This is a genomic window from Bacillus pumilus (genome assembly GCF_024498355.1).
GTDB lineage: Bacteria > Bacillota > Bacilli > Bacillales > Bacillaceae > Bacillus > Bacillus pumilus_P.
In genome coordinates, this window is record NZ_CP101833.1 from 1,375,149 (window position 1) to 1,393,228 (window position 18,080).

An 18,080-nucleotide genomic window follows, 5' to 3' on the forward strand; every position below is an offset into this window, starting at 1 on the left:
ATGGCGCAAATGACAATGATTCAAGCGATCACTGATGCGTTACGCACAGAACTGAAAAATGACGAAAACGTTCTCGTTTTCGGAGAAGACGTTGGTAAAAACGGCGGCGTATTCCGTGCGACTGAAGGATTGCAAAAAGAGTTTGGTGAGGATCGTGTATTCGATACTCCACTTGCTGAATCTGGTATTGGCGGTCTTGCAATTGGCCTTGGACTACAAGAATTCCGCCCAGTAATGGAAATTCAATTCTTCGGATTCGTTTACGAAGTATTAGATTCTGTTTCTGGACAAATGGCTCGTATGCGTTACCGTTCTGGCGGACGCTGGCATTCTCCAGTGACAATCCGTTCACCATTCGGCGGAGGGGTTCATACTCCTGAGCTTCACGCTGACAGCTTAGAAGGTCTTATCGCACAACAGCCTGGTATCAAGGTTGTCATTCCTTCAACACCTTACGATGCAAAAGGACTATTAATTTCTGCAATCCGTGACAACGATCCGGTTGTGTTCCTTGAGCATATGAAACTTTATCGCTCTTTCCGTCAGGAAGTTCCTGAAGAAGAGTACACAATTGAAATCGGTAAAGCTGACGTGAAACGTGAAGGTTCTGACCTTTCAATCATCACTTACGGTGCAATGGTTCACGAATCACTTAAAGCTGCTGAAGAACTTGAAAAAGAAGGCGTTTCTGCTGAAGTGATCGACCTTCGTACAGTAAGCCCGCTTGATATTGAAACAATCATCGCTTCTGTTGAAAAAACAGGTCGTGCGATCGTTGTTCAAGAAGCACAAAAACAAGCTGGTATTGCTGCAAACGTAGTAGCTGAAATCAATGACAGAGCAATTCTTAGCCTAGAAGCACCAGTACTTCGTGTAGCTGCACCTGATACTGTATTTGCTTTCTCTCAAGCTGAGAGCGTATGGCTTCCAAACCATAAAGACGTGCTTGAAACAGCTAAGAAAGTTCTTGAATTTTAATTAAATGACAGAGGGGAAAAGAATTTATTTCTCTTCCCCTTTATCAATTACAAGACCGTGTAAACATACACAACAAGGATTCAACAAAATCTAGGAGGCGAAAAACAGTGGCATTTGAATTTAAACTTCCGGACATCGGAGAAGGTATCCACGAAGGTGAGATCGTTAAGTGGTTTGTAAAACCAAACGACGAAATCAATGAAGATGACGTTTTAGCAGAGGTACAAAACGATAAAGCAGTTGTAGAAATTCCTTCACCTGTTAAAGGAAAAGTATTAGAATTAAAAGTTGAAGAGGGAACAGTTGCAACTGTAGGACAAACAATCATTACGTTCGATGCACCTGGTTACGAAAATCTTCAATTTAAAGGCAACGAAGAAGAAGGCGAAGCAAAAACTGAAGCTCAAGTACAAGGTACTGCTGAAGCTGGTAACGAGCCAGAGAAGAAAGAAGTAGCACAAGAAGAAGCGGCAGCAGCAACTGGCGCAGGCGCACAAGAGCAAGTAGATGCTGATCCAAACAAGCGCGTAATTGCTATGCCATCTGTACGTAAATATGCTCGTGAAAAAGGCGTTGAAATTTACAAAGTTGCAGGTACTGGTAAAAACGGCCGCGTGCTAAAAGAAGATATCGACAGCTTCGTTAATGGTGGTTCTGCAACTCAAGAAGCAGCACCTCAAGCAGCTGAAAGTGCGAAAGAAGAAGCGGCTCCAAAAGCGGCAGCAGCTCCAGTTCTAGAAGGAGAATTCCCAGAAACTCGCGAGAAAATGAGCGGAATCCGCAAAGCGATCGCGAAAGCAATGGTGAACTCTAAGCATACAGCTCCTCACGTAACATTAATGGATGAAGTTGATGTAACAAACCTTGTTGCACATCGTAAACAATTCAAACAAGTTGCAGCTGATCAAGGAATCAAGTTAACTTACTTGCCTTACGTTGTAAAAGCTCTAACTTCTGCTTTGAAAAAGTACCCAGTACTTAACACTTCTATCGATGATAAAACAGATGAAGTTGTTCAAAAGCATTACTACAATATCGGAATTGCAGCTGACACTGAAAAAGGCCTGCTTGTTCCAGTTGTGAAAAATGCAGATCGCAAAGCGATTTTCGAAGTGTCTAACGAAATCAATGAGCTTGCAACAAAAGCACGTGATGGTAAATTGGCTCCAGCTGAAATGAAAGGTGCATCTTGCACAATCACAAACATCGGTTCTGCTGGTGGACAATGGTTTACTCCAGTCATCAACCACCCAGAAGTAGCGATCCTTGGTATTGGCCGTATCGCTGAAAAAGCGGTTGTTCGTGATGGCGAAATCGTTGCAGCTCCAGTCTTAGCTCTTTCCCTAAGCTTTGACCACCGTATGATTGACGGAGCTACTGCGCAAAATGCCCTTAACCACATCAAGCGTTTATTGAATGATCCACAATTAATTTTAATGGAGGCGTAATATCATGGTAGTAGGAGATTTCCCAATCGAAACAGATACTCTTATCATCGGTGCAGGTCCTGGTGGATATGTAGCTGCTATTCGTGCTGCACAGCTTGGACAAAAAGTAACAATCGTTGAAAAAGGAACGCTTGGCGGCGTATGCTTAAACGTCGGCTGTATCCCTTCAAAAGCATTAATCAATGCTGGTCATCGTTTCGAGAATGCAAAGCATTCTGAAGACATGGGTATCAAAGCTGAAAACGTAACAGTTGATTTCACAAAAGTTCAAGAGTGGAAAGCTTCTGTTGTGAGCAAATTAACAGGTGGAGTTCAAGGTCTTCTAAAAGGAAATAAAGTAGACATCGTCAAAGGTGAAGCTTATTTCGTAGACAGCAACTCTGTACGTGTAATGGATGAAAATTCAGCACAGACTTACACTTTCAAAAACGCAATTCTTGCAACTGGATCTCGTCCAATTGAATTGCCTACATTTAAATACACGGACCGCGTGATCAACTCAACTGGTGCTTTAGCGCTTAAAGAAGTACCTAAAAAGTTAGTTGTTATCGGTGGTGGATACATCGGTACCGAGCTTGGAACTGCTTATGCAAACTTTGGAACAGAAGTTGTCATCCTTGAAGGTGGAGACGAAATCCTTCCAGGTTTCGAAAAGCAAATGAGCTCTTTGGTTAAACGTAACCTGAAGAAAAAAGGAAACGTTGAAATCCATACAAACGCTCTTGCAAAAGGCGTTAAAGAAACATCTGATGGTGTCACTGTTACTTTCGAAGTAAAAGGTGAAGAAAAAACAGTTGATGCTGATTACGTACTTGTAACGGTTGGTCGTCGTCCAAACACTGATGAGCTTGGTCTTGAACAAGTTGGTGTTGAATTGACAGACCGTGGAGTTGTCAAAACTGACAAACAATGCCGTACAAGCGTATCTAACATCTATGCAATTGGTGACATCGTTGATGGACCACCACTTGCACACAAAGCTTCTTACGAAGGTAAAATTGCAGCTGAAGCCATCGCTGGAGAGCCAGCTGAAATTGATTACCTTGGTATTCCTGCTGTTGTATTCTCTGAGCCAGAACTTGCAACTGTTGGATACACTGAAGCAGAAGCGAAAGAAGAAGGAATCGAAATCGTTGCAGCGAAATTCCCATTTGCAGCTAACGGACGTGCACTTTCTCTTGACGCAACTGATGGCTTCATGAAAATGATCACTCGTAAAGAGGATGGTCTAGTCATCGGTGCACAAATTGCAGGTGTTGGCGCTTCTGATATGATTTCAGAGCTTAGCCTTGCAATTGAAGCTGGAGTGACTGCTGAAGATATCGCAATGACAATTCATGCTCACCCAACATTAGGTGAAATCACAATGGAAACGGCTGAAGTAGCAATTGGAAGCCCAATCCATATCGTGAAATAACGAACCTATAAAACCCTCTCCAAAAAGGAGAGGGTTTTTTAAACCGTTTAAAGAAAGGCTGCTCAAATGTCTCCATATGAAAAACCCCTCATGAGGTGAGGGGTTTTTTCATATGGTTATCTATAAGTGCAAGGTCGAATCGTTAATTTGTATTCACGCGGTCTAATGCATGACATAAGGGTGATAAGATATCCTCTTTACTGCGGACATTTCCTTCAATCTTTACAATGACTTTTTCATCATTGACAAGTAAAATAGCCGGTAATTCCTCTACTTCATTTTTCCAGCCTTTACGATCTTCTTTTACAATCATCTTTGACATTTCCTTTGGGTACTCATTTTTTAAATCGAGTACTGCATCATAATATGGACTTTCTTTATCAAGATTTTCTGCATCAGTAAAAAAGAGAATTCTTGGTTTTTGAATATGACTGACTTGGTCTGTCTGATTCGGTATGATATAAGCAAAAGAGCATGAACTAAGTACAAAGAGCATGGGGAATATAATGAGAAGTGTCCTCATAAAATTCAATCTATTCACCTCAAAATCCTTTGGGGTTATACCAACATTTTTAGGAGCCGATTCCCTGTTAGTCACTCTAGTGTATCATGTCCTTTTTGACAATTTTCGATTGTTACTCAATTGTTACAGAATTGATATGAAGCAAAATACAATTGAAACGTTCCCTCAATATGATGAGGAAAAAGCATATATTGATAAAAAATGATTAAATGTGTCATACAATTAACCGTTGACAACTTAAATGTGACATCATATTATAGAGATAAGAAATAGATTAAACGCTTTCAAACTATAAGTGAAGAAAAGGGGAATGTACGTGGGTACAATTATTTGTCAAGATTGCAATGAAACCATTGATCAATTTGAGAATGAAAAAGTGACAACGCTATATGGAACGTGTGGTCACTGTCATTGCGGTGATGAAGCCTCTGAATAAATAAAAAAGCATGCAGCTCCATTTGGGGCTGCATGTTTCTTTTTTATAAAATTGGTTTTTGTTCCTTAATGACACGGATCATCTCTAGTGTTGAATCTTCAGGTCCTTGGACAGGGAGACCAATTTCAATATTTTTAAAGATATACGAGACATTTTCTTCTGTGATAATTTCGCCTGGGATAAAAATCGGAATGCCTGGCGGGTATACCATGACAAACTCTGCAATGATGCGGCCAGCCGCTTCTTTAAATGGAATCACTTCTGTTGTGGCGTAAAAGGCGTCACGCGGCGTCATTGCTAGCGATGGGATCTCAGGCAGTAACACTTCCGTCACGGCTTGTTTGCCTCCCTCACATGTTGAAGTTGCGGCAATTTCCTTCATAGCCGTTACAAGCGTATCAATCGTCTCATCAGAATCGCCAGGGGTCACGATACATAAAATGTTGTAAAGGTCAGAGAGTTCCACTTCAATTCGGTAGCTTTCTCTCAGCCATTTTTCGACATCATGGCCATTTAGCCCCAGGTCTTTAATCGAGATAATTAATTTCGTTGGGTCATAATCGTAAGTAGAAGCTGAACCGAGTATTTCCTGACCAATACAGGTAATGCCGTCAATTTGATTCAGACGGTTTCTCGCTAATTCAGACAAACGAATCGCTTCATCTGCGAGCGCCTTTCCTTCAGTGGCTAAACGCTTTCTAGCGACATCTAGTGACGCTAAGAGCAAATAAGAAGTGGATGTTGTCGTCAGCATGCTCAAAATCGATTGCACGCGGTCCTTTGAAACAAGTCCTTCCTTCATATTTAAAATAGAGCTTTGGGTGAGTGAGCCGCCGAGTTTATGGACGCTTGTTGCCGCCATGTCGGCACCTGCCTGCATCGCAGACAGCGGAAGCTCATCGTGAAAGTGAATATGCACACCGTGCGCTTCGTCCACAAGGACAGGTACATTAAATGAATGGGCAATCTCTACGATCGTTTTTAAGTCAGCAGAAATGCCAAAATATGTTGGGTTAATCACAAGTAAGCCTTTTGCATCTGGGTGCTCAGTCAGTGCTTTTTTGGCTGAGTCTGGTGTAATGCCGTGTGAGATACCAAGCTCTTTATCGATTTCTGGGTGAATAAAAACAGGAACTGCGCCAGAAAATACAATAGCGGACATAATTGATTTATGGACGTTACGAGGAACAATGATTTTATCTCCAGGTCCACAGACCGTCATCACCATTGTCATGATCGCGCCGCTTGTTCCTTGAATGGAGAAAAACGTATGATCAGCACCGAATGCTTCAGCAGCTAGCTCTTGTGCTTCTTTTATCATCCCTCGAGGCGAATGTAAATCATCGAGAGGTTCTATATTAATGAGATCAATGCTTAATGCACTATCACCAATGAATGCTCTAAATTCAGGATCCATTCCGGCTCCTTTTTTATGGCCTGGAATGTGAAATTGGACTGGATTGGTTGCAGCGTGTTTTTTTAGTCCAGTGTATAAGGGTGTATCATGTTGTGACAATTGCTTTCCCACCTTCATCGAAATACCTGCTATTATTGTGCCAATAACGGCAGATTTCATTGCATAAAACAAAAGAATTATATTATGAACTGATCGGAATGTAAAGCATAAAATCGATCGGTTTCTGATAGATCAAGTGCTATAATGAAAGTTCAAATAAGAAATGAGTGTTAAAGTGAGGGATAAGTAAATGGAATATCAATATCCAATGGATGTCGACTGGACAACAGAGGAAAAGATTGCGGTCATTTCGTTTTTTCAAGCCGTTGAAAAAGCGTATGAAAAAGGAATTGCCAAGCAGGAATTATTAAATGCTTATAAACGATTTAAAGAGGTTGTGCCATCGAAAGCAGAGGAAAAGACGCACTCTGCGGCGTTTGAAAAAGGAAGCGGGTATTCTCCTTATCGCACAGTGAAAAGGGCTAGAGAGGCAGAAGAAGCAGCGATTATACGCATGTAAAAAAACGAGCCGTGATAGGCTCGTTTTTTATACAGATTCTTTCTGTGTAAAGCGGTATAGATAAGTCAACGTGCGGAAGGCTTCTTCGATTTTCGATAAAAACTCTTCATTATTCATTTGAACGACTTCTTCTCTAGGCATTTGAATGCCGCAAAGGAGTTCGGCTTTCTTTACCGTTTGAACACGTTCAAATAGTGTTTTCAGCTGTTCAGCATCAAGCTCACTGTGACGCAGTACGTCTGGTTTCATATGATCTTTAGACCAAACGAAATCTTGCGGTATTTTCTGCTGGATGGTGTCTAGCTCTTTTTCGAATAATTGTCCATACTCACCTTTAACCGGAGATTCATAAATAAGCGCAAACCATACAAATACATGAGTTTTCCAAAGCCCAATTTGAAAATGAGGGAGCTTTTTATACCCGCGCTTACTGTTTGCAAAAGCAACCCACGTATCATTTGGCGGGTTGACTGATCTTCTCGCATGCTTTGCTACGTGTACAAACATCTCATCTCCTGTAATAGAAGAAAGAAGCGGTGCAAAATGATCGCCAAGTGCCTCAAGCTTTGGACGGACTCTTTCTTTTAATACGGTCATTCGTTCATCTAAACCGTCAACTGTGAATGTCTCAAAATCTTCATCTCTAAAACGCATCTCACTCATGTTATGCCTCCTGTATCTTTTCGCTGTTCATATTTTATCATAGCTTTGGTCAAGCTCAAAAAAAGATGCACCATGAGGAGAAAGATTGCAGAACATGATGCAGCGTTTAAAAACATCGAATTTGTGGTACATAACAAATAGGTAAAAACACAATTTTCAGAATGTCGTTGCGGTTATGCGATCGCTTCATACGATATAAGCAAGAACCAATTCTCCTATCGATTGTATTTTTTATCAATGAAAACTGACAAGGAATGAATCATTCTCTGGAAGGGGCGTTGACCAATGAAGCAAATCGTGAAGCAGGGGTATAGACAAGAGAAGAAGAATCGCATCGCTGTGTGGAGATTAGAGGTTGATTATGAGCTTTCTACGCTTCATGAAGCCATCGAGCAAAAAGATGATATCCAAATTGAACGCAGCAAACGAAAGCTTGAGCGCCTAAGAAAAGAATGGGAGCAGCTTCAAGGGTAAAACAAGGTGAGGTAAAAACGAACCAATTCATCGGTTCGTTTTTGTATGAAGCTGCTTTTTTCTTGCTTTTACGTACATAATATCAGTATGCTAATACAAATAGGTACTACATAGAAAAGAGGTTTACAGTCTGATGACAAACTGGGTGGAAATTGACCGTCTTGCAAAGCTTTGGGTAAAAGAAGCAGGAAGCCGCATTAAAGCGTCCATGCAGGAAGGTCTATCAATTGAAACAAAATCAAATCCAAATGATCTTGTCACAAATATCGATAAAGAAACAGAGCGTTTTTTCATTGAAAAGATTCAGTCGACATTTTCAGATCATCATATTTTAGGAGAAGAGGGACAAGGGGAAGAGGTGACCTCACTGGGTGGGATTGTGTGGATCATTGATCCGATTGATGGCACAATGAACTTTATCCATCAAAAACGCAACTTTGCCATTTCAATTGGGATATTTGAAAATGGTGTTGGAAAAATCGGACTGATTTATGACGTGATTCATGACGAGCTATACCATGCAGTCAAAGGAAAAGGCGCCTATATGAACGATACCTTACTCCCGCCTTTAAAAGATGTAGCGATTGAAAAAGCCGTTGTTGGCATAAACCCGACATGGGCGATTGAAAGCCCGCATTTTGACGCCAAACCATTTGCCCGTCTCGTACGTGATGTGAGGGGGACACGAACCATAGGGTCAGCTGCGCTTGAGCTCGCTTATATTGCAAGTGGCAGAAGTGACGCATACGTCACGTTAAGGCTTGCGCCATGGGATTATGCAGCAGGCTGCGTGCTGCTTGATGAAGTAGGGGCTGTTTACTCAAATATTCACGGAGACCGGCTTACGTTCCTAGAGAAAAATAGCATTGTTGCCGGAAATCGATCCATTTGTGAAAAGATCTTGCACGATTACATAAAAGGAAGCGAAAATAATAGATAAGCACCATCACTTCATGAGAATGAAGTGATTCAGTGTGTAGACAAACCATCGCATTCGGTGTCAGTCTTGCGCGCCGGTGCTCACGAATGTCAAATTCGCTCTGCGCCGGTGCTCGTCCTTCCTAGACTGCAAAGGTTTTCTATCACGCTGAAAAGAAGACAAAGGGCTAAAATAAAGATCATTTTAGCCCTTTGTCAACAATCTGCATCACTTCATGAGAATGAAGTGATTTTTTGTGTTTTATGAAACTTTTAGGTAAGCAAATGTCTATACGAACGAGGCCTTAATTTGATGTAAAGGATTGTGTATCGATGTTTGATTTGTTTAGTGATGTATCCCTCCACTTTGAAAGGTATTTGATTTTAAATGAATACAGCATCAAGATCATTCAATGGTGTGTTTTTGGACTGTTTGTTCTCTTTGTCACGCTTCCCCTGTGGAAAGGAAAAAAAAGCGGCTATTTATTTTATGCAGGTGTCGTATTGCGTGTGGTTCTGCTAGGCGGAATGACAATTGAAATGGTTCACCAAGTCATGGCGAGACAATATACGATTGAAACATTTGAAGTACTGACCGATTTTATGCAATTTCTCATCTATGGTTATGTATTGCTTGCATCCGTTTATTATGTGATTTCTCTTCCTTATTTAAAAAATAAAGGCGTGTTTTTTGCTTTTGATTTATCTGTGTTACTTCTGCCTTTATGTCAAACTGTGTTTATTATTTTTGCTGAAAGCAAAATGTTCTTTATCGATGGAGATACTGGGCTTGTGTGGAGAGATCTTATCACCGCTGCGCTCATGGTTGGCTTTGCCGCATCTCTTTTGTATTTTTTCTTCCGCTCGTTTTGGCATCAGAAGTGGAAGGAATTGCTTTTGTTCTATGGCCTGATTTTCGCTGCACTGCTTTATATATTTTATCCTTCTCTCTCGAGGTATGGGCTTCAATCTTCATTTAAATCAATTGTGATTTTAGCGACAGCAGCAGGAAGCTCTTTATGACGATTTATTTGTTAAGTGCTTTATTACAAGACAAGATGAGGTTGAGACAGTGGTGCACAGGGAGTATAGCCGTCTTTTTTCTGCTATTACTCAATCCGATCGTAAATGTCCCTCATACAATGTTCCAATTCACCAAAACGGAACTGGTAGATACTTTCTCAGAAGAATATCGCCCTTTATCTGCAACAAGTGCAAAAGAATTCGCCTCAAAGTTTGTACCAGCGGATCAGTCGTTATATTTAAAATCTAGTCACCAGCCTATCCCTTATCTCTACGTGTTTGCAGGTGATCAGTATGAAGTGAATATTTCTGCGTTTACAGGCGAATTAAGCGGCTATTCCTACCGGGGTCGTATCGTGGGTAAGGATTTGACCGATAAAGAATATAGGGAAAAAACCATTGAATTTTTCGAAAGAAGCGGACGATCAATAGATCTAGATCGCATTCATGTAGCGATAAAAAAAGAAGGCGGAGAGACAAACGTTCTTCTTCTGCCAAAAATGTCTCAGAATGAAAATGAGAGCTTAGCATTCGCCACCTGGAAAAAAGGGACGCTTCGACAAGCGCAATACGGGAACGCCATCTTTCAATTGAAGGATATAGACGGAATCAATTTAACAGAAACTGAGATGAAAAACACGATAAACAGCATTTATAAAAACTTAAATCTACAGCCACCTGCTTATCAAATCACAGGCCATTGATGATTTTTATTTTGATTGGCAGCATCAAGTGAAAGTGACAACAAAAGATCAATCGGAGTTTCTGTTTAATGGTTCAACAAAAGAATTCATCAGAATCGAGCTGTCAAAAGAAAAGCGATTCTTCATCAGAAAAAAGGAAAAATCAGCGATGAAGATTTGTTAAAGATCATAGGGGAAAACCCAAAAGACGTGAGGAGAAAAACAGGGTCTGGTGAACACAAACAGTATACATTTGACCGAGCTTCTCAGTTACTGAATATTTATAGAGATACTGATGGAATTGAGTTGAATTGGCAATCAGCTTCTTCTTTGCCTCATACGGTATCTAATCAAGAACGTGATGAAGTCTATCAGCAAGTACTAAAAAAGTATAAACCATATACGATCTATAAAAAACAAATAAAACCAGTGAGAATGATCAACCAAGAAGGAGAAATGAACATTTCATGGCTTGTCATCATTCAAACATTCGGACTAAATGAGCGTAAAATCTATGAAGTAAATGGACGAACAAAAGAGGTGCACCGTTTTGACAGATAAAGAAAAGCAAGCCATCTTTCAAGACTTATTTGAATTATATCAAGAAGGGGAGCTGGGAGAAGAGGCAGCCAGCTGGATGAAGAGACATGAACAGCAATTTCAGCATTCTTTCATAGGAAATGATCAGTCTTCAGCACTGACTGAGGATCAGAATGACGATAACGAGTTAAAACGTATGAAGGGGTTTATTTACTCGTTATATCTCTTTTTTATCGTCTTATCTATTTGGATGACTGTGTGGTTTTATTTTTAATGTCTAGACCAGCCGATCAAATTGAAAAAATATATGAAGAGTATTTTCAGGAAATCACCAAATATTTATATCGCCGGACAGGAAATATGGAAACGGCCAAGGATCTAGCGCAGGATGTATTTATGAAGGCGCTACATGGATTATCCTCTTTTAAAGGACATTCTAGTATTAAAACATGGCTTTATACCATTGCTTATCACACTTTTGTCAATGACTATCGCCGAAAAGTAAAACAGTCATTTACAGATGTAGAGGATGTTGATTACTTAGAGCAGCAGACTTTCATCACACCAGAAGACCACATAGAAACACAAGCTGACATTCAAAGGCTGTGGCATCATATCAATCAACTGAAGGATTCTTACAGGGAAGTCCTCATTTTAAGAGATATTCAGGAATTGTCATATGAAGAAGTAGCTGAAATTTTGAATTGGACTTTATCTAAAGTCAAAACAACCCTTCATCGAGCCAGATTAGAGCTGAAGCGAATGCTACATTGTGAGGAGTTCAATAAATGAGCTGTTATTTGATCGAAGAATTGTTACCACTTTATATAGAGGGGGACACGAGTACAGAAACAAATAAAATAGTAGCCGAGCACTTACATTCCTGCGAGAGTTGCCGTCATCTTTATCAAGAAATGAAAGAGCCAATTTCTCTCATGAAGACACCGGACCCCATCCCATATTTAAATGAAAAGGAAGAAAAAAGAAAATTCGAGAAGCGCTACTATGGAAAGCTCTTATGTCGAGCGAGTATCGTGTTTAGTGTAGTGTATGTCATCATGATCATTCTATATTGGCTGAAATAAAAACCCCCATCTGGACGAACCAGGTGGGGGTTTTCGAGCTTAGTTTAATTTTTCTTTTGCAAGTTGAACTGCATCATAGAAAGTTTTTAATTGCTCTTGAGGAATTTTCTTAAGCAATTGGTTGAAAATAAGTAATTCAGTAGATTTGAATCCAAGACCTTTTGCGATTTTTGAATCAATTACAACGTTTCCTTTTTTGTCTAGAACAAGTGCATCACCAGCAAGATCAGCAATTCTGATCACTGATTTGAAAAGCTTTTCGAATTTAGTTGCTTCTTCTTTAGTAAGACCAAGTTCAATCGCTTTTTCTGCATCAAAAACTAATTTTCCTTTTTCGTTTTTAGTGATGCTTTCACTGAAAACGATTGTAAGAACAGCTGCGCGATCTAAGAATTTCTCAGCAGTCGCCGCTTCTTCTTCAGTCAAACCGAGCTCAATCGCTTTTTTCACATCGAATGTGTAGCTGTTGTCTTCCTCAACAAATGAATTGATGAGAATGTTGATGACACGCTCGTTTTTCTCCAATAAATCTTTAATAATTTGTTGCTGCTCAAAAGGAATCCCTTTGAAAGTTGCAGCGCTTGCTTGCCCAGGAGCTACTGTTGTGAAAGTAAGAATGATAGCTAAAGCGAAAAATACAACAGAGCTGAGCGATTTGCTCAAAAACTTCTTCATGCTTCTTTTCTCTCCCTTTTCTGTTAAATTTTGTTGCAAGAACAGCATACCATGAGAAAGTTTGTGGAAGAATAGGAAAAATGTAACTTTGTGTTTGATTTTGGAGAACTATAAAAGTTCTTGTCGAAAAATAGAGAGGTTCAGATTGCTTATATTTGCCAAGTCTATATGCTATTTTCAGTCTGATTACTCGGTTTTTCATGGGTGGTTGGTCTTGTTTTTGCTCAAAATAAAAAGCCTTCTACATGTAGAATGTAAAAGGCTTTTGAAAAAATTTATGATTGCACGTTTAATTTTCTTTTTAATGTAAATCCTGTACCCATGAAAATTAAGGCGAACACGATACTAAGGCATGTTCCCAGTATGCTTTTTTCTGCAACAGATACCCCAATAAACGCCATACTGACGACTGCAAGTAATGCACATAATAATAGAAGCCATTTGATTTGTTTCATTTGTCTCCATCCCTTTTTTTAGAGTTAATATAAGTTTACAGAAAAACGATCGGATTTTAAAGGGGATTGTGATATAATATGAAAGTTATCTAATTATTTTAGGAGATGAAAATGTGAAACTTCGAAAAGATCTTCGCAACATCGCAATTATTGCCCACGTTGACCATGGTAAAACGACGCTTGTTGACCAATTGCTCCATCAAGCTGGTACTTTCCGTGCGAATGAAAATATCGCTGAGAGAGCCATGGATTCAAATGATTTAGAGCGAGAGCGTGGTATTACGATTTTAGCTAAAAATACTGCGATCCATTATAAAGATACACGCATTAATATTTTAGATACACCAGGACACGCCGATTTCGGTGGTGAGGTTGAGCGTATCATGAAAATGGTAGATGGTGTACTTCTCGTGGTGGACGCTTATGAAGGCTGTATGCCTCAAACACGATTTGTGCTGAAAAAAGCACTTGAGCAAAACTTAACACCAATTGTTGTTGTCAATAAAATTGACCGCGACTTTGCTCGTCCGGCTGAAGTAGTCGATGAAGTCATTGACTTGTTCATTGAATTGGATGCAACAGAAGAACAGCTTGAATTCCCAGTTGTGTATGCATCAGCAATCAATGGTACGGCAAGTAATGATGCGAGCAAGCAAGATGAAAACATGGAATCTTTGTTTGAAGCAATTGTCAACCATATTCCAAGCCCAATTGATAACCATGAAGAGCCGCTTCAATTCCAAGTGGCGCTACTTGATTACAATGATTATGTTGGAAGAATTGGAATCGGCCGTGTATTCAGAGGAACAATGCAAGTAGGACAGCAAGTGGCCCTGATGAAAGTTGATGGCAGTGTGAAACAATTCCGTGTGACAAAGATTTTTGGTTTCCAAGGGTTAAAACGAGTGGAAATCAATGAAGCGAAAGCTGGAGATCTTGTCGCTGTATCTGGTATGGAAGACATCAACGTAGGTGAAACAGTTTGTCCGGTAGAACACCAAGAGGCACTGCCAATCCTTCGTATTGATGAGCCGACACTTCAAATGACGTTTGTTGTCAATAACAGCCCATTTGCAGGCCGTGAAGGGAAATACGTGACTTCACGTAAAATAGAAGAGCGTTTAGAGCAGCAGCTTCAAACAGACGTAAGTCTTCGCGTGGATCCAACTGATTCACCTGATGCTTGGGTTGTATCTGGACGCGGGGAGCTTCACTTATCGATTCTGATTGAGAATATGAGACGTGAAGGGTTTGAATTACAAGTATCGAAGCCAGAAGTTATTGTAAAAGAAGTGGATGGTGTTCGATGTGAGCCTGTAGAACGCGTTCAAATTGATGTACCAGAAGAGCACACTGGCTCTATCATGGAATCAATGGGCGCAAGAAAAGGTGACATGATTGACATGATCAACAATGGTAACGGTCAAGTTCGCCTGATCTTTACAGTACCATCACGTGGTTTAATCGGATATACAACTGAATTTCTTTCATTAACTCGTGGTTTTGGTATTCTGAACCATACGTTTGACAGCTATCAGCCGATGCAGTCTGGTCAAGTTGGCGGACGCCGTCAAGGTGTACTTGTTTCAATGGAAACAGGCAAAGCAACTTCTTACGGAATCCAAGGCGTTGAAGAGCGCGGTGTGATTTTTGTTGAGCCGGGTACTGAAGTGTATCAAGGAATGATTGTTGGTGAGCATAACCGTGAGAACGACCTTGTTGTCAACGTTAGCCGTATGAAACAACAAACGAACGTACGTTCAGCGACAAAAGATCAAACGGTTAGTATGAAAAAACCACGTATTATGTCACTTGAGGAATCTCTTGAGTACCTTAATGAAGACGAATACTGTGAGGTTACACCAGAATCCATTCGTCTAAGAAAGAAAATTTTAGATAAAAACGAACGTGAGAAAGCGGCGAAGAAGAAAAAGCTAGCAGGATTATCATAATTCCATGAAGAATTAACAAAGATAGAACCCTGAAAGATAAGGGGAGGGAATCTTTTTGAATGATCAGGAAGTAAGTGAGAATCTATCCTTTTTCGCGATGCTGTTTCGTGTCGATGAAAATCCGCAAACAGGGATGTGGCTCCTATATGGCACCATCCTTGTTTTAGCGATTATTGTTTTTAAGCTCGGCTTTGCTAGACGTTTACCGATTTTAAAAGCGCTCGTGATTTATTTGTTTTTGATTTTTGGCTGTACGTTTCTCACATTTCTAGGAATCTTCTTGCCAGTAGCGGAAGGCCTGGTCGTGGCAGCTGCCATTTTGATTATTTATAAAATACGGCTGCATCGTGCGAAAAAAGAAGGAACAGTAAATACGTAAAAAAGACCTGAACATGTGTCAGGTCTTTTTTTATGTTTTTTGTTCTTTTTTTCCTTTTTTCTTCTTTTTCTCTTTCGTCGCAGGATCTTGATAAAGAGAGAATCTGCCAGTTTTGATGCGTGCTTCTGTCTTTACTTTAATTCTTTCTTGGCAGTCATCGCACATATATGTATGAATCGGTCGATTTCTTAACCGCTTAGCAACGAGTGTATCATCATCAATGGTTTCAAGCTTTTCACATAATGAGCACTTCACTCTCATCATTTTCACCTCACTTTATTACATTCATTATAGCATGTTTTCTGGACCACTTGAAAGCAGCGTAGTAAAAGGCTTATATCACAGGAGATATAAGCCTTTCTCATTATTTCTTCTGATTCATATGATGGTTTGATTGATCGTTTTGATTTTTGTCTAACTGCTTTTGATCGTTTTGTTTGAGCTGATCATTCGGATCATTTGTCGGGTCCTTTTCGCTACGATCGATTTCATTTCGCGGCATCTCTGGCATCACACGTCCGACAATGGCAGCTAGTTCATCCATAATACCACTTACAGGACGGCCTGCTTGAATTTCTTTGCCCATTTCTTTTAAACGGCTGACTGTATCTGGGTCAGCGACCACAACAGCATTCGCACCCTCTGGGTCATTTTTCAGCGCTTTTGCGACTGAATATTTAATGGTTTCGACTTTGCTTCTATCTAAATCATCTTTTACATCAATGCCAACAACAGCATAGCGGCCGATAACGATAGCCGTTGCATCATTTACATCTGCTACGTGCTCGGTCACATTGACAAGATGCTGCGCAACATCTGTTGATGGGCGGGCTTGATCGGTATTTTTCTTGGTTGAGTCTGACACCCGTACTAAATGCTGGCGTCCATCTTGCTTGTCCAAAGCCTCTGGCTTTTCCTGCTGCTGGCAAGCGCCCAACAGAAAAATGGTATGAATCATGAATAATGTAACAAATAGTCGCATGTGTATTCCCTCCTTCACAAACTGCATGATTTATTTTATTGTTGAATTAACCTTCTAACTTTATTCATGAAAACATATATTTTAACAATCGTTTTGGGAAAGACAAGGATGAATGAAACCCCGATCAGGAGGCGAAGGACCTGAGTAAAATTTATGTATTAGACACGAATGTGTTATTACAGGATCCGAATTCAATCTTTTCATTTGAAGACAACGAGGTCGTCATTCCGGCCGTTGTGTTAGAAGAAGTAGACTCTAAAAAGAGATATATGGACGAGGTTGGGCAAAATGCTCGGCGCGTTTCACGTTTAATCGACGGTTTGAGATCGAAAGGGAAACTGCATGAAAAAATTACGCTAGAGTCAAAAGGGACGCTGCGCATTGAACTGAATCACCGCTCTTTCCATGAGCTTCAAGAAATTTTCATTGAAAAAACGAACGATAATCGGATTTTGGCTGTCGCGAAGAATTTGAGCTTAGAGGAAGAAACAAAGCCTCATGGGCGGCCTGTCATTTTAGTCAGCAAGGATGTCTTAGTGCGAGTGAAGGCAGATGCTATTGGGCTGCAAGCAGAGGATTTCTTAAGTGATCGTGTGCTGCAAAATGAAGACATTGATAATGGCTACCACGAGCTCTATATTCCGACTGAGCAGTTGAATGCATTTTATAAGCAAAATCAGCTACACGTAAAAGACGTCACCAATGCCTCGTTAAACCCTCATCAATTCGTCATTATGAAGGGAAATGAAGGGGGGTCTGCTATAGGAATGCTTGATCAAAAAGGAGAGCTCGTCAAGCGTCTTATTTATGATCAAGAACATATTTGGGGAATCCGCCCGAAAAATGTCCAGCAGACAATGGCGCTAGAGCTACTTTTACGGCGTGATATCCCGCTCGTGACGCTCATCGGAAAAGCGGGGACAGGCAAAACATTGCTTGCACTTGCTGCTGGATTGATGCAAACAGAGGATTTCGGCATGTTTAAAAAGCTCATCGTGGCCCGCTCAATTGTGCCTGTTGGTAAGGATTTAGGCTACTTGCCAGGCGAGAAGGAAGAAAAGCTCAGGCCGTGGATGCAGCCGATCTATGACAATTTAGAATTTTTATTTAATACAAAAAAACCTGGAGAACTTGATGCGATCTTAGCGGGTATTGGTTCGATTCAAGTGGAAGCTTTAACGTATATCCGTGGAAGAAGTATACCTGATCAATTTATCATCATTGATGAGGCGCAAAATTTAACAAAACACGAAGTGAAAACATTATTAACGCGAGTTGGAGAGGGAAGTAAAATTGTGCTGATGGGGGATCCAGAGCAGATTGATCATCCTTATTTAGATAGCTTAAATAATGGGCTTACGTATGTCATTGAGCGTTTCAAAGGGCAACAAATATCTGGACATGTCAAGCTTGTCAAAGGAGAAAGATCTGGACTTGCACAGCTTGCAGCTGATTTATTATAGTCCAGATCCT

Annotated in this window: 23 protein-coding genes; 16 read left to right on the forward strand and 7 right to left on the reverse strand. The window is 40.4% G+C overall.

Annotation, left to right across the window (positions count from 1 at the left end; genetic code table 11):
• From pdhB to lpdA, 3 genes are all read left to right on the forward strand, one after another.
• Entirely contained in the window at nucleotides 1–978 is a 978-nt protein-coding gene (gene pdhB / locus NPA43_RS06880; protein WP_012009824.1) for a pyruvate dehydrogenase complex E1 component subunit beta, read from the forward strand.
• 107 nt (nucleotides 979–1,085) lie between these two features.
• Complete coding sequence (locus tag NPA43_RS06885) at nucleotides 1,086–2,426, forward strand: dihydrolipoamide acetyltransferase family protein (protein WP_099725987.1); 1,341 nt, start codon at nucleotides 1,086–1,088, stop codon at nucleotides 2,424–2,426.
• 4 nt (nucleotides 2,427–2,430) lie between these two features.
• Nucleotides 2,431–3,843, forward strand: coding sequence for a dihydrolipoyl dehydrogenase (lpdA, locus tag NPA43_RS06890; RefSeq protein ID WP_099725986.1), 1,413 nt, complete (start codon nucleotides 2,431–2,433; stop codon nucleotides 3,841–3,843).
• A 142-nt stretch (nucleotides 3,844–3,985) separates the two neighbouring features.
• Here the strand turns inward: lpdA and NPA43_RS06895 are convergent, their stop codons facing one another.
• The gene (locus tag NPA43_RS06895) at nucleotides 3,986–4,366 is read right to left on the reverse strand and encodes a hypothetical protein (RefSeq protein ID WP_230031187.1); all 381 of its coding nucleotides are present in this window, start codon (nucleotides 4,364–4,366) and stop codon (nucleotides 3,986–3,988) included.
• Between the two features lie 316 nt (nucleotides 4,367–4,682).
• Between NPA43_RS06895 and NPA43_RS06900 the strand changes: the two genes are divergently transcribed.
• Entirely contained in the window at nucleotides 4,683–4,802 is a 120-nt protein-coding gene (locus NPA43_RS06900) for a GapA-binding peptide SR1P (RefSeq protein ID WP_078061763.1), read from the forward strand.
• A gap of 43 nt (nucleotides 4,803–4,845) precedes the next feature.
• Here the strand turns inward: NPA43_RS06900 and NPA43_RS06905 are convergent, their stop codons facing one another.
• Nucleotides 4,846–6,318: an aminotransferase class I/II-fold pyridoxal phosphate-dependent enzyme gene (locus NPA43_RS06905; RefSeq protein ID WP_256499519.1), complete on the reverse strand. Its 1,473-nt coding sequence runs from the start codon at nucleotides 6,316–6,318 to the stop codon at nucleotides 4,846–4,848.
• Between the two features lie 190 nt (nucleotides 6,319–6,508).
• Here NPA43_RS06905 and NPA43_RS06910 point away from each other — a divergent pair, with 190 nt between their 5' ends.
• Nucleotides 6,509–6,778: a UPF0223 family protein gene (locus NPA43_RS06910; RefSeq protein ID WP_099725982.1), complete on the forward strand. Its 270-nt coding sequence runs from the start codon at nucleotides 6,509–6,511 to the stop codon at nucleotides 6,776–6,778.
• Nucleotides 6,779–6,805: 27 nt separating this feature from the next.
• Here the strand turns inward: NPA43_RS06910 and NPA43_RS06915 are convergent, their stop codons facing one another.
• On the reverse strand, nucleotides 6,806–7,441 hold the full coding sequence (locus NPA43_RS06915; RefSeq protein WP_256499520.1) for a DUF1054 domain-containing protein: 636 nt from the start codon (nucleotides 7,439–7,441) through the stop codon (nucleotides 6,806–6,808).
• A gap of 285 nt (nucleotides 7,442–7,726) precedes the next feature.
• On the opposite strand from NPA43_RS06915, the gene NPA43_RS06920 reads away from it, so the two are divergent.
• The 8 genes from NPA43_RS06920 to NPA43_RS06955 all read left to right on the forward strand — a co-directional run bounded on the left by NPA43_RS06920 (nucleotide 7,727) and on the right by NPA43_RS06955 (nucleotide 12,164).
• Nucleotides 7,727–7,915, forward strand: coding sequence for a hypothetical protein (locus tag NPA43_RS06920; protein ID WP_024424761.1), 189 nt, complete (start codon nucleotides 7,727–7,729; stop codon nucleotides 7,913–7,915).
• 133 nt (nucleotides 7,916–8,048) lie between these two features.
• Nucleotides 8,049–8,855, forward strand: a complete 807-nt coding sequence (locus NPA43_RS06925; RefSeq protein ID WP_099725980.1) for an inositol monophosphatase family protein — start codon at nucleotides 8,049–8,051, stop codon at nucleotides 8,853–8,855.
• Between the two features lie 311 nt (nucleotides 8,856–9,166).
• Complete coding sequence (locus tag NPA43_RS06930) at nucleotides 9,167–9,856, forward strand: hypothetical protein (RefSeq protein ID WP_256499521.1); 690 nt, start codon at nucleotides 9,167–9,169, stop codon at nucleotides 9,854–9,856.
• Nucleotides 9,853–10,560, forward strand: a complete 708-nt coding sequence (locus tag NPA43_RS06935) for a hypothetical protein (RefSeq protein ID WP_256499522.1) — start codon at nucleotides 9,853–9,855, stop codon at nucleotides 10,558–10,560. The genes NPA43_RS06930 and NPA43_RS06935 overlap by 4 nt, the downstream gene beginning before the upstream one ends.
• Nucleotides 10,561–10,749: 189 nt before the next feature.
• Nucleotides 10,750–11,100, forward strand: a complete 351-nt coding sequence (locus tag NPA43_RS06940; RefSeq protein ID WP_256499523.1) for a hypothetical protein — start codon at nucleotides 10,750–10,752, stop codon at nucleotides 11,098–11,100.
• Nucleotides 11,090–11,353: a hypothetical protein gene (locus tag NPA43_RS06945; RefSeq protein ID WP_256499524.1), complete on the forward strand. Its 264-nt coding sequence runs from the start codon at nucleotides 11,090–11,092 to the stop codon at nucleotides 11,351–11,353. Before NPA43_RS06940 ends, NPA43_RS06945 begins: the two co-directional genes overlap by 11 nt.
• Nucleotides 11,353–11,871 carry a sigma-70 family RNA polymerase sigma factor gene (locus NPA43_RS06950; protein WP_256499661.1) on the forward strand — a complete coding sequence of 173 codons (519 nt, stop codon included), beginning with the start codon at nucleotides 11,353–11,355 and terminating at the stop codon, nucleotides 11,869–11,871. The genes NPA43_RS06945 and NPA43_RS06950 overlap by 1 nt, the downstream gene beginning before the upstream one ends.
• Nucleotides 11,868–12,164 (forward strand): anti-sigma factor family protein, encoded by a 297-nt coding sequence (locus tag NPA43_RS06955; protein WP_256499525.1) that lies wholly within the window; start codon nucleotides 11,868–11,870, stop codon nucleotides 12,162–12,164. The genes NPA43_RS06950 and NPA43_RS06955 overlap by 4 nt, the downstream gene beginning before the upstream one ends.
• 39 nt (nucleotides 12,165–12,203) lie before the next feature.
• Here the strand turns inward: NPA43_RS06955 and NPA43_RS06960 are convergent, their stop codons facing one another.
• Nucleotides 12,204–12,839, reverse strand: a complete 636-nt coding sequence (locus tag NPA43_RS06960) for a hypothetical protein (protein ID WP_099725979.1) — start codon at nucleotides 12,837–12,839, stop codon at nucleotides 12,204–12,206.
• A gap of 275 nt (nucleotides 12,840–13,114) precedes the next feature.
• Nucleotides 13,115–13,294, reverse strand: coding sequence for a DUF5325 family protein (locus NPA43_RS06965; protein ID WP_099725978.1), 180 nt, complete (start codon nucleotides 13,292–13,294; stop codon nucleotides 13,115–13,117).
• Between the two features lie 113 nt (nucleotides 13,295–13,407).
• Here NPA43_RS06965 and typA point away from each other — a divergent pair, with 113 nt between their 5' ends.
• A complete protein-coding gene (gene typA, locus NPA43_RS06970; RefSeq protein ID WP_034318093.1) occupies nucleotides 13,408–15,246 on the forward strand; it encodes a translational GTPase TypA in 1,839 nt (612 codons plus the stop codon).
• Nucleotides 15,247–15,343: 97 nt separating this feature from the next.
• Complete coding sequence (locus tag NPA43_RS06975) at nucleotides 15,344–15,625, forward strand: YlaH-like family protein (protein WP_044334035.1); 282 nt, start codon at nucleotides 15,344–15,346, stop codon at nucleotides 15,623–15,625.
• Between the two features lie 30 nt (nucleotides 15,626–15,655).
• Here the strand turns inward: NPA43_RS06975 and NPA43_RS06980 are convergent, their stop codons facing one another.
• Together NPA43_RS06980 and NPA43_RS06985 are read right to left on the reverse strand one after the other, a co-directional pair.
• Nucleotides 15,656–15,886, reverse strand: coding sequence for a YlaI family protein (locus tag NPA43_RS06980; protein ID WP_012009835.1), 231 nt, complete (start codon nucleotides 15,884–15,886; stop codon nucleotides 15,656–15,658).
• Nucleotides 15,887–15,989: 103 nt separating this feature from the next.
• Nucleotides 15,990–16,607: a YhcN/YlaJ family sporulation lipoprotein gene (locus tag NPA43_RS06985; protein ID WP_099725976.1), complete on the reverse strand. Its 618-nt coding sequence runs from the start codon at nucleotides 16,605–16,607 to the stop codon at nucleotides 15,990–15,992.
• 140 nt (nucleotides 16,608–16,747) lie between these two features.
• On the opposite strand from NPA43_RS06985, the gene NPA43_RS06990 reads away from it, so the two are divergent.
• On the forward strand, nucleotides 16,748–18,070 hold the full coding sequence (locus NPA43_RS06990) for a PhoH family protein (RefSeq protein ID WP_099725975.1): 1,323 nt from the start codon (nucleotides 16,748–16,750) through the stop codon (nucleotides 18,068–18,070).
• The last annotated feature ends 10 nt before the right edge of the window (nucleotides 18,071–18,080 follow it).